The sequence below is a fragment of the Microbacterium sp. genome, assembly GCF_049650565.1.
Taxonomy (GTDB): Bacteria; Actinomycetota; Actinomycetes; order Actinomycetales; family Microbacteriaceae; genus Microbacterium.
Genome location: NZ_JBASAK010000079.1, coordinates 1 through 11,417 on the forward strand (window position 1 = coordinate 1; position 11,417 = coordinate 11,417).

10 protein-coding genes are annotated in these 11,417 nt (G+C 70.9%); 4 read left to right on the plus strand and 6 right to left on the minus strand.

What is annotated here, in order from left to right; genetic code table 11:
- The 3 genes from WA967_RS12710 to WA967_RS12720 form a co-directional block, all read left to right on the plus strand.
- Positions 1–909: 2Fe-2S iron-sulfur cluster-binding protein (locus WA967_RS12710; RefSeq protein ID WP_424423192.1), on the plus strand; the 909-nt coding region annotated here is incomplete at its 5' end.
- A gap of 90 nt (positions 910–999) precedes the next feature.
- The gene (locus WA967_RS12715; protein WP_424423194.1) at positions 1,000–1,770 is read left to right on the plus strand and encodes an enoyl-CoA hydratase/isomerase family protein; all 771 of its coding nucleotides are present in this window, start codon (positions 1,000–1,002) and stop codon (positions 1,768–1,770) included.
- 157 nt (positions 1,771–1,927) lie between these two features.
- The gene (locus WA967_RS12720) at positions 1,928–3,451 is read left to right on the plus strand and encodes an ATP-dependent DNA ligase (protein ID WP_424423197.1); all 1,524 of its coding nucleotides are present in this window, start codon (positions 1,928–1,930) and stop codon (positions 3,449–3,451) included.
- 17 nt (positions 3,452–3,468) lie between these two features.
- Here WA967_RS12720 and WA967_RS12725 read toward each other — a convergent pair whose 3' ends face one another.
- Positions 3,469–3,978, minus strand: coding sequence for a phosphoribosyltransferase (locus WA967_RS12725; protein WP_424423199.1), 510 nt, complete (start codon positions 3,976–3,978; stop codon positions 3,469–3,471).
- Between the two features lie 164 nt (positions 3,979–4,142).
- On the opposite strand from WA967_RS12725, the gene WA967_RS12730 reads away from it, so the two are divergent.
- Positions 4,143–5,879, plus strand: a complete 1,737-nt coding sequence (locus WA967_RS12730; RefSeq protein WP_424423202.1) for a thiamine pyrophosphate-binding protein — start codon at positions 4,143–4,145, stop codon at positions 5,877–5,879.
- Between the two features lie 28 nt (positions 5,880–5,907).
- On the opposite strand, the gene WA967_RS12735 is transcribed toward WA967_RS12730, so the two are convergent.
- From WA967_RS12735 to WA967_RS12755, 5 genes are all read right to left on the minus strand, one after another.
- A complete protein-coding gene (locus WA967_RS12735) occupies positions 5,908–7,653 on the minus strand; it encodes a Na+/H+ antiporter (RefSeq protein ID WP_424423203.1) in 1,746 nt (581 codons plus the stop codon).
- A gap of 110 nt (positions 7,654–7,763) precedes the next feature.
- A complete protein-coding gene (locus tag WA967_RS12740) occupies positions 7,764–8,375 on the minus strand; it encodes a response regulator (protein WP_424423205.1) in 612 nt (203 codons plus the stop codon).
- Positions 8,369–9,547: a sensor histidine kinase gene (locus WA967_RS12745; RefSeq protein WP_424423207.1), complete on the minus strand. Its 1,179-nt coding sequence runs from the start codon at positions 9,545–9,547 to the stop codon at positions 8,369–8,371. Before WA967_RS12745 ends, WA967_RS12740 begins: the two co-directional genes overlap by 7 nt.
- Before the next feature lie 9 nt (positions 9,548–9,556).
- A complete protein-coding gene (locus WA967_RS12750) occupies positions 9,557–10,363 on the minus strand; it encodes an ABC transporter permease (protein WP_424423209.1) in 807 nt (268 codons plus the stop codon).
- Positions 10,364–10,365: 2 nt separating this feature from the next.
- A complete protein-coding gene (locus WA967_RS12755; protein ID WP_424423211.1) occupies positions 10,366–11,340 on the minus strand; it encodes an ABC transporter ATP-binding protein in 975 nt (324 codons plus the stop codon).
- Positions 11,341–11,417: the final 77 nt, after the last annotated feature.

The window sequence follows — 11,417 nt, forward strand, 5'->3', positions numbered from 1 at the left end:
CCGCCGGTCCCCGTGCAGAACGGCGCGACCAGCCTCAGCGTCGCGGTCAAGCGCGACGAGGGCGGCGTGTTCTCCACCTGGGCGCAGACCGAGCTGACCCCCGGTTTCGAGATCGACGTGATGAGCCCGCAGGGCACGTTCACCTCGGGCCTTTCGGAGTTGGACGGCACGCACGTCGTGGGCATCGCCGCGGGCTCGGGCATCACGCCGATGATGGCGCTCGCGCGGAACCTGCTCACAGCATCCGACACCACCCGCTTCACACTGCTGTACACGAACAAATCCACCAGCGACGTGATGTTCCTCGAGGACCTGGCCGACCTGAAGGACCGCTACCCCACCCGGCTGGTGCTGCACCACGTGCTCTCCCGCGAGCAGCGCACGGCGCCGGTGCTGTCGGGCCGGATCGATGAGCAGAAGCTGCGCACGATCCTGGATGCACTGATCCTGCCCGCCACGGTGGACGAATGGTTCCTGTGCGGACCGTTCGCGCTGGTGGACATGTGCCGCGAGGTGCTGGCCGACATCGGCGTGCCGCGCGAGCACGTGCGGTTCGAGCTGTTCACCACCGGCGACGCCCCGATCGAGCGCGGGCCGCGGCAGGTGGAGGTGCATGCGGGGCAGAAGACGGTCCGCATCGAGATCAACCTCGACGGCGTCTCCTCCACCGTGGAGAGCCCCGTCGACGCGCACGAGTCCGTGCTGAACGCCGCGCTGCGGGTGCGGCCGGACACCCCGTTCGCGTGCTCGGGCGGCGTGTGCGGCACGTGCCGCGCGCGGGTGCTGGAGGGCAGCGTGACCATGACCGAGAACTACGCCCTGGAGCCCGACGAGCTCGAACGCGGCTACGTGCTCACCTGCCAGTCCCACCCCACCAGCGACCGCGTCGTGGTCGACTACGACGTCTGATGCGGATGCCGGGCCACTGAGCGTGTCGCTCGTGCTGAGCGAGCGCAGCGAGCCGAAGTGAAGCGCCGCCCCCACACAACAAGGAGTCTCATGATCGACCTCGCCATCGCCGCCGACGTCGCGCACGTCACCCTGAACGCCCCCGCGAAGCTCAACGCGCTCGATGAGCAGGCGCTTGCCGACCTGGGCGCAGCGTACGACGAGGCCGAGCACGCGGGAGTACGCGCTCTCGTGCTGCGCGGTGAGGGCCGGGCGTTCTGCGCGGGCCGCGACATCTCCGGCGTCGATCCCCGCGACGACGATGTGATGGGCTACCTCGGCGGCCTGGTCACGCCCCTGCTCAAGCGGATGTCGGCGTTCCCCGCCCCCACGTTCGCCGTCGCGCACGGCGCCTGCCTGGGTGTGGGCCTCGGCCTGCTGATCGCCACGGATGTCGTGTACGTGGCCGAACAGGCGAAGATCGGGTCCCCCTTCGCAGCTCTCGGCGCCACGCTGGACTCCGGCGGGCACGCGCTGTTCCTGGATCGGCTGGGTGCGCACCGCACGCTCGATCTCATCTACACCGGCCGGCTGATGACCGGCGCGGAGGCCGCCGCCGCAGGGCTCTTCTCACGGGTGTTCCCCGACGACGAGGTGCTGCAGGCGACCGAGGACGCCGCGTCGAAGGCATCCCACGGCGCGACCGCCGCATTCTTGGCGAGCAAGCAGCTCGTGGCACGCATCCGCGACGAGCGCCTGGCGCTGTGGGAGTCGGTCGAGCTCGAGAACGCCGCACAGGCCGCGCTGTGCGACACGGACGACTACCGCGAGGGCTTCGCCGCGTTCCAGCAGAAGCGCCGCCCGGAGTTCACCGGGCGCTGAGCACCCCTGCCCGGTACGAATGCAGGATGATTCCCCGGTTGCAGGGCGACACGCCCGAGGATCCTCCTGCAGGCGTGCAAAAGGTCCTGCATCCGTACCCGGGGCGGATCGCCCGGGCGCTGATGGCAATGTCGGGTCCCGGTGCGACAATGCCGAGATGATGCTCTCGGAGCTGGTGTCCGCCGTCGACGAGGTCGCCGCGACGCGATCCCGGTTGGCGAAGATCGACGCGCTGGCGCGGGTGCTGCAGCGCGCCGAGGCGGAGGAGATCCTCCCCCTCGTCGGCCTGCTGCTCGCGTCACCGCGGCAGGGCCGCCTCGGCGTCGGCTGGCGCACGCTGACGGCGCTCGAGGTCGAGCATGCGGTTGCCGGAGAGCTCACGATCAGCGACGTCGATGAGGCGCTGGATGCCCTGGCCGCGGCATCCGGATCCGGCTCCGCCGCCGCCCGCCAGCGCGTGCTCGCGCACCTGGCCGAGCGCTCCACGGAGCCGGAGTGGGATCTGCTCGTCCGCGCGATGCTGGGTGAGCTGCGCACGGGCGCACTGTCCGGAGTGCTGACGGACGCCATCGCCGCCGCATCCAGCCGGCCCACGGCATCCGTCCGCCGCGCGGCCATGCTCGCGGGCGACCTCGGCGAGACGGCCCGGCTCGCCCTGACCGGCACCGACGCAGAGCTCGACGCGGTCGGCCTTCGTGTGGGGCGGCCGGTGCTGCCGATGCTGGCCGCGACGGCTGCGACGCCGACGGCGGCGCTGGAGATCACCGGCCGCGGGTCAGTGGAGTACAAGATGGACGGCGCCAGGATCCAGGTGCATCGGCACGGCGACGAGGTGAGCGTGTTCACCCGCAGCCTCGCCGACATCACCCATCGCGTTCCCGAGATCGTCGAGATCGTGAGGGCCCTGCCCGCGCAGCACGTGATCCTCGACGGCGAGACCCTGGCGCTGGACGAGGACGGCGGGCCGCGGCCGTTCCAGGAGACGATGTCGCGCTTCGGGGCCGAGACCGCCCGCGAGCTCGCGCTGCGCCCGTGGTTCTTCGACGTGCTGCACATCGACGGCCGCGACCTGATCGACGAGCCGCTGTCGACGCGTCTGGCCGAGCTGGATCGCATCGCCGGCGAGTGGCGGATGCCGGGGATCGTCACCGACGAGGCGGATGCCGCCGAGCAGCTCTCACGCGATGCCCTCGCCGCCGGCCACGAGGGCGTCGTCGTCAAGGCGATCGACTCGCCCTACGCCGCGGGACGCCGGGGCAAGTCCTGGGTCAAGGTCAAGCCCGTGCTCACGTTCGACCTGGTCGTGCTCGCCGCCGAGTGGGGGTCGGGACGGCGCCGCGGGCTGCTGTCGAACCTGCACCTGGGAGCGCTCGACCCGGCCGGTGAGTTCGGCGAGCCTGGAGGCCTCGTGATGGTCGGCAAGACGTTCAAGGGGCTCACCGATGAGCTGCTCCGCTGGCAGACCGAGACCTTCCCCGGCATCGAGAGTCACCGCACTCCGCATGCGGTCTTCCTGCGCCCGGAGATCGTCGTGGAGATCGCCATCGACGGCGTGCAGCGGTCTCCGCGCTACCCGGGCGGCATCGCCCTGCGCTTCGCGCGCGTGAAGGGCTACCGGCCCGACAAGCAGCCTGTCGAGGCCGACACCATCCAGTCACTGCGCGCGCTGCTGCGGGGCTGAGCCGATGAGCGCGGCGGTCAGGCGCTCGGCGGCAGGCCCTGATCCTCCTCCGTGACAGTGCCCCTGTACGACCACGGGAAGTCGATCCAGCGATCGGTGGCCTTCCACGAGAAGTCCGGGTCGATGATTGTGGTGGGCTTGGTGTAGATCGTCACCGACTTCACGATGGCGCCCCGCTCCTGCAGCAGTTCGACGGCCAGCGCCAGCGTGCGGCCCGAGTCGGCCACGTCGTCGACCAGCAGCACACGACGCCCGTCGAGGTACTCCATGTCCAGGGCGGGCGGCAGCACCTGGGGTGTGTCGAGGACCGTACCGATGCCGGTGTAGAACTCCATGTTGATCGCGCCGCAGTTCTTCGCGCCCAGGCCGTAGGCGATGGCGCCGGCAGGCAGCAGCCCGCCGCGGGCGATGGCGACGACGACCTCGGGCACGAATCCGCTGTCGAGGATGCGCCTGGCCAGCTCTCGCGTCGCGTCTCCGAAACCATCCCAGGTGAGCGTCTCGCGCTCGATCACAGCATCCGTCATTGCTCCATCCTCCCGCATCCGCGCGGGTAGAATCGACGCGTCCGGCTCCGGCCGGTGCCCGAAAAAGGGGCACGAAGCACTCTGCGACCTGACACGTCCCCGCGATGACGCGCGAGCAGCGAGACATATACGGAACCCCTCCGTCTCTCTCGAAAGGCTTTCGCATGCCCACCGTCTCCGCCCACGTCGCCCTCACCCTCGCCCAGCACATCGACCACGTCTTCGGTGTGATGGGCAACGGCAACGCCTACTTCCTCGACGCCATCGAGACGCAGACGGATGCCGTCTTCACCGCCGTCCGGCACGAGCAGGGCGCCGTGGTCGCCGCCGACGCGCACTTCCGCGCGTCCGGCCGGATCGCCGCGGCCACCGCCACCTACGGCGCCGGCTTCACGAACACCCTCACCTCACTGGCCGAGGCCGTGCAGGCGCACGTGCCGCTGGTGCTGGTGGTCGGCGACGAGCCCACCTCGGGCCCGCGCCCGTGGGACGTGGATCAGATCGCGCTGGCCTCCGCCGTCGGCGCGCGCACCTACACGACCGGCCGAGCGGATGCCGCGGCCACCACCGTCATCGCGATCGAGCACGCCCTGACGTACCGGGTTCCGGTCGTGCTGGCCATCCCCTACGACGTCGCCGCCCTCGAGGCGGGCCCGGTGCCCGCCTCTCCCGAGCCCCGGGTCCCCGCTCCGCTGAGCCCGAAGGGCGAGTTCGCGGACGGGATGCTGGACGAGATCGCCGCAGCCCTCGCGGGCGCTGAGCGCCCGTTCCTGCTCGCCGGGCGCGGCGCTTGGCTGGCCGGTGCGAGCGAAGCCCTCGGGGAGCTGGCCGAGACGACCGGTGCTCTCACCGCATCCAGCGCCCTGGGCCGCGGCGTCTTCCCGGACACCCGCTACGACCTGGGCGTGGCCGGCGGCTTCGGCGCAGACGGGGCCATGGCACTGGTGCGCGAGGCCGACGTGGCCGTGGTGTTCGGCGCCTCGCTGAACCAGTTCACGATGCGCTTCGGCGAGCTGTTCGCGCCCGGCACCCGAGTGTTCCAGATCGACGTGGCCCCCGCCGCCACGCATCCGCACGTCGGCGGTTTCGTGCGCGCGGATGCCCGCGTCGCGGCCCAGGCGCTGGTCGCACGGCTGGCCGACCCTTCACTTCGACTCGCTGACGCTCGCTCAGTACAGGCGACAGGCTCAGGGGCCCAGAAATCTGAATGGGTCGCTGAGCCTGTCGAAGCGTCGCAGCGCACCCCGTGGCGCGAGACCGTCGACATCGCCGCTGCCCGCACCTACCCGGAAGGCGACGCGCTGGCCCCCGACGGTCGGCTGGATCCGCGCTCGGCCGCCCGTCGCATCGCCGAGCTGCTGCCGGAGGACCGCGTGGTGGTCTCCGACGGCGGGCACTTCATCGGCTGGGCCAACATGTACTGGCCGGTGGCCGCCCCCGACCGCATGATGATGGTCGGCACGGCGTTCCAGTCCATCGGCCAGGGCTGGCCGAGCGTCGTGGGCGCCACCCGCGCCCGTCCGGAGAGCACGGTCGTGCTGACCTCCGGCGACGGCGGCGGACTGATGGCCATCCCCGACCTGGAGTCCGCCGTGCGCGCGGCCGGCGGGCGCGGCTGCGCCGTGGTCTGGAACGACGCGGCCTACGGCGCTGAGGTCAACCTGTACGGGCTGAAGGGCCTGGCAGAGGGCCCGATGATGATCCCCCAGGTCGACTTCGCGGCGTTCGGCGAGGCCGTCGGGGCGGAGGGCGTCGTGGTCCGCACGCTCGACGACCTGGAGCGGTTGGCATCGTGGGCCGCGGAGGATCCGGCATCCCGCCGCTTCCTGGTGCTCGATCTGCGCATCTCGGGCAGGGTGATCGCCCCGTACCAGCAGGAGATCATCCGCGTGAACTCGTGAGCAGAGGCATCCGCTCGGGGACGGGTTCTCAGTCCAGCTGTTCGATCCCCTGCAGGCGCACCTGCTCCAGGTCGAGCTCGGCCGAGATCCGGTGCACGATCAGATCGTCGACGGCGCCCGAGCGGCGCAGCCCGTGCAGCACCTCGCGCTTGTGCTCGATCACCGCGAGTCTGAGCCGCGACATCTCCGCATGGCGGATCAGCGGCGAGCGCTGCTCCAGGTCGACGTCGGCCGAGATCGCGACCATCTGCAGCACGGCGCCGCCCGCCGTCTCGTCGACCGGGTCGAGGGGAGCGATGGGTTCCACGGGGCCGCCAGCCAGCGGATCGGGAGCATCGAGCAGATCCTCCATCGCACCCAGCTCCGTGTCGATCAGCGCACGCTCCCTCGCCATCGCCCTCGCGTTGGCGAGCTCGAGCCGCTCATACCCTTCGCGCCGCAGCCGATCGCGCACCTCGTCGCTGATCCCGTGCTCGGCGGCGAGCGCGTCCAGGGCCGACATCGCCGCTCCCGAGATGGCGCGCTCGGCGAGCTCGAACTCCTCCGCCTCGCCCTGGTCGACGGGGAACCGCGCCCACCGGACGATCGCCGGCAGCAGCGGACCCTGAACCAGCAGGCTCAACAGGATCACCCCGGCCGTGACGAAGATGATGTCGTCGCGGCCGGCGAGGCGGCCACCGCTGGTGGTGGCGATCGGCACCGACAGCGCGATCGCCAGGGAGACCGCGCCGCGCATACCCGCCACGGTCGTGACGATCTGCATTCTGGTGCGCAGCCCCAGCGGATGCACCGGTGCTCCTGCCATCCGCTGGAACGGCACCGCGAGCATCTGGAACAGGAAGCGCACCACCAGCAGCGCCGCCCAGACGGCGAGAGTCGTCAGCATCAGCCAGCCGACGGTCTGCAGCGAAGTCTGATGCACCACCCACTGCACTTCCAGACCGATCAGCACGAACAGCGCCCCGTTGAGCAGGAAGACCCCGAACGGCCACGCGGCGTCGGACTGGCGCCTCGATGCGGCGGTGGTGACCTGCGAGCTCAGGTACGCGGCGACGAGGCCCGCGACGACCACGGCGAGCACGCCGGAGGCGTGGATCATCTCGGCCAGCAGGAATGAGAGGAACGGCACCAGGAGCATGGTCACGTTGATCGTGATCGTCGACTGCCTGCGGCGCAGCAGCAGCCATGCCGCCGCGGCGACCACGGCCCCGACCAGGATGCCGCCGAGGTACGACACGATCACCGTCCAGGTGACGAGAAGCGGCGTGACCTGACCGCCGACAGCGAGCGAGACGGCGATGGCGTACAGCACCAGCGCCGTGCCGTCGTTCGTGAGGCTCTCGGCCTTGAGCTTCATGAAGCTGCGCCGTGGCAGCAGCCGCCCGAGCGCGGCGACGGCAGTCGCGTCGGGAGGAGCAACCGCGGCGCCGAGGATCAGGGCGATCTCCCACGGCAGACCGAACAGCACTCCCACACCGGCGACCGCGAAGGCCGAGGCGACCACCAGCAGCGTGCTCATCGGCAGGATGTACCGGAAATCGCGGCGGATCGACCGCAGCGAAGTCGTCAGGCTCTCCCAGAACAGCATCACCGGCAGGAACAGCAGCAGCACGGTCTCGGGCGGCAGCTGCACGTCCCTCAGGGCGGGCACGAAGCCCAGCAGCAGCCCGAACACGACCAGCACCAGCGGCAGCGCGACGCGGATCCTGGGCGCCAGCATCGTTCCCGCCAGGATCGTCAGCCCCAGCAGGACCGTGATCTCCAGACCTTCCATGCGCCACCCCATCCGCCGTCGCAGCAGGACGCGACGTGCTCAGAGCACAGCATCCATGACAGCGACGGTATTCCCGTGTTCCGTCGGAGGGAAGAGCGATCTCACAGACCTCAGACCCAGCCCTTGTCCTGCGCGATGCGCACGGCCTGCGCGCGGTTGGAGGCGCCGGTCTTGCCGATGGCCGCGGACAGGTGGTTGCGCACGGTGCCGGCGGAGAGGAAGACCTCGGATGCGATCGCCGCAGCCGACCTGCCGTCGGCGGCGAGCTTCAGCACCTGCCGTTCTCGATCGCTGAGCGGGTTCGCACCGTCGAACAGGCTCTCCTCGGCGAGCGCGACATCCACCACACGCAAGCCGGAGTGCACCCGGCGCACGGCATCCGCCAGCTCCTCGGCGGGGGCATCCTTGGCCATGAAGCCGGAGGCACCGGCATCCAGAGCCGACCGCAGATAGCCGGGCCGGGCGAACGTCGTCACGACCAGTACGCGCGTGCCGGGGCCGGCCGCGCGCAGCCGACGGGTGGCCTCGATGCCGTCGATGCCGGGCATCTGGATGTCCATCAGGCACACGTCCGGGGCGAGTGAGGTCACCAGCGACAGCGCCTCGGCGCCGTCAGCGGCGACGCCGACCACCTCGATGTCGTGCTCCAGCTCCAGCAGCGCCGCCAGCGCACCGCGCACGAGCGCCTGGTCGTCGGCGATCACGATCCGGATGCTCACCACGTCACCTCCACGCGCGTGCCGCCGACCGCGGGCCTGACCAGCTCGAACCGGGCACCGGCGGCGGCCGCGCGCTCGCGCATCCCGCGCACGCCGTTGCCCTCGCGCTCGCCCGCGCCGCGTCCGTCGTCCTGCACGGCCAGCCTTCCGGGCCTGACCGTGACCGTCACCGCTGATGCCCCCGCGTGACGGAGGATGTTGGTGGTGGCCTCGCGCAGGATCCAGCTGGCCGTCAGCCCCTGGGCAGGTGAGAGCGCGCCGGGGTCGCCGTCCACGTGCGGGACGACGCCCGCCGAGCGCAGCGCGTCGGCACTGGCCGCCAGCTGTTCGGTCAGCGACGCGGCCCGAGCCCCGGCGACCGTCGCCCGGACACCGGCGATGGCCTCGGCGGCGAGCGCCTCGATGTCGGCCAGTTCGGCCTTCGCGCGATCAGGATCGGCGTCGATCAGGCGGCGGGCCAGCTGCGCCTTCATCTTCACCACGGTCAGCGAGTGCCCGATGAGGTCGTGCACGTCGCGGGCGACGGCCTCGCGGCCCTCGCTGGTGGCAAGCTCCAAGCCGAGACGCTCGGCGTCGGCCGAGCGGATGATGAGCCACGTCGAGACCGTGTTCACCACGCCCAGCAGGCCGACGATGGCGAGGATCGAGATGTAGTCCGACCAATCCTGGGACACCAGCATCCACGCCACCGTCGCGAAGACGGCGCCGATGAACGTCGCCCAGTGCGCGATGCGGTTCAGTCCGTACGACGCGAACGACATGATGAACGGCAGGAAGCTCAGCGCGGAGCCGCCCTCGGCGGGGATCGAGATCGCCGCGCACGCGATGAGTCCTGCGAAGAACAGCCACTGACTCGGCAGGGGCGGGCGTCCCAGACCTCCGCCCGAGCTCATCCCCCGCATGAAGCCCAGCACGTACAGCACGACGAACACTGCCATCGCCACCCAGCCGACGACGATCCAGACATCGGATGCCGTCGAGTTCAGCAGCGCGATGATCGGGTACGTCAGGAACACCAGCCAGATCACGGCCATCAGCCAGCCGAAGCGATCCCAGTGACTCTTCGGCGGCGTGCCGTGCGGCTCGGCCAGCCAGGTGGCGGGCACGGAGCCGGCCGCGGGCCGGATCGCCTCAGTGCCCCGGCCCGCGGCCTTCTCGTCGGATTCCCGAGTCATGAGTCCAACCTACTGACGGGTGCGCGAACGGCGCGCGCCGGCCACTACCAGGATGATGAACAGCGTCAGCCACACGGCCACGTTCAGCAGCGGCAGCCACAGCGGGTCGGTCTGCCCGGTGGTGAGCGTGCCGTCGGTGAGCGGCCAGCGGCTCAGCGCCACGAAGCCGTACAGCGGGGTGAAGCGGGCGATCGAGAGCATCACGCCGTCCAGCGGCATGAACACGTTGCCGAAGAAGGCGAAGAAGGTCATCGAGATCGAGGCGAGGGCGGCGGCCGAGTCGGCGTTGAAGAACAGTCCGACACCCAGGCCGAACAGTCCGTAGATCAGCCCGATGCCGAGGATCAGCGCTGCGGCGGCGACCCAGCGCCAGGTGTCGGCGGCCTCGGCACCGGTGAGGATGCCGGCGACGAACACGGCCGCCAGCGCGAGAGCGGCGAACGTCACGGACATGATGAGCTTGGTCAGCGCGTAGCCGGCCGTGCCGAGCGGGGTCATGGCCAGCTGGCGTCCCCAACCCTGCTTCGACTCGGTTGCCGCCAGCGAGGTCAGCGAGCTCATGGCCACGGCCGTGCCGTACGCGGCCATCGAGATCATCACGTAGAAGGACACGTTGCCGTGCCCGGCGGACTGCGAGCCGTAGGCGGCGCTGGCGCCGAACAGGATGTACATCACCACCGGCATCGCGAGCGTGAACGCCAGCGTGTACGGGTTGCGCAGCTGGCGCAGCCCCTCGATGCGCAGCATGGTCATCGAGATCCCCGTGCGGGAGGCGCGCAGGCCGCGCGGGGTGCGGGTGAGAGCAGTGGTGGTCATGGTCAGTCCTCTGTCAGGGCGGTGAAGGCGGTCTCGAGGGTGGGAGCGGTGATCTCCAGGTCGCGGGCGCCGGATGCCAGAAGCGCCGCGGCGACGGCATCCGAATCCGCCGCGCGCAGCGTGAGCCGGTCCGCATCCATGCGCAGTTCGGTGATGTCGTCGCGATCCCGGAGGGAGGAGAGGATGCCGTCGGCGTCGGCGTCGGCCGGCAGGCTCGCCGCGACGGTCCGCGCGCCCAGGCCCGCGCGCAGTTGCGCGGTGGGAGCGTCGGCGACGACGCGGCCGTGGTTCATCACCACCGTGCGCCGGGCGAACTGCTCCGCCTCCTCGAGGTAGTGGGTGGCGAAGATGATGGTGCGGCCGGCATCGGCATCCGCGCGCATGACGTTCCAGAAGTGCCGGCGGGCGGTGACGTCCATGCCTGCCGTGGGCTCGTCGAGCACGAGGATGTCGGGATCGGCGACCAGTGCGAGAGCGAACTTCACGCGCTGCTGCTCGCCGCCGGAGCACTTCGAGACGCGGCGGTGGACGAGCTTCTCCAGATCCGCGCGGACCAGCACCTCGGGCACGCGGTCGAGCGCCGCCCTGCCGTGCAGGGAGGCGATCAGGCGCACGGTCTCGCCGACGGTGAGGTCGGAGAGCAACCCGCCGGTCTGCAGCACCGCGGCGATGGCGCCGTCGTCCGTGGCCTTCGCCGGACGGGCGCCGAGCACCTGCGCGGCGCCCTCATCGGGGTCGGTGAGGCCCAGGAGCATGTCGAGGGTCGTGGTCTTGCCCGCGCCGTTGGGACCCAGCAGCGCCACGATCTCGCCACGCCGCACGACCAGATCGATCCCGTCGACGGCCTGCACGCGCTTCTCACCCGAGCCGTAGCCCTTGCGGATGCCGTGCAGCTCGATGACGGCATCCTGCGGGCGCACGTCGTGGACTGTGGATGCGGGGGTGAGCCGGGTCCGCGGCTCTGCTGTCGTCTGCATGCTTCCAGCGTCGTCGCGTGAGCGAGCGGATGCCGGAGGTCGATGTCACGAGGTGGACGTGACACGTGTCATGCGTC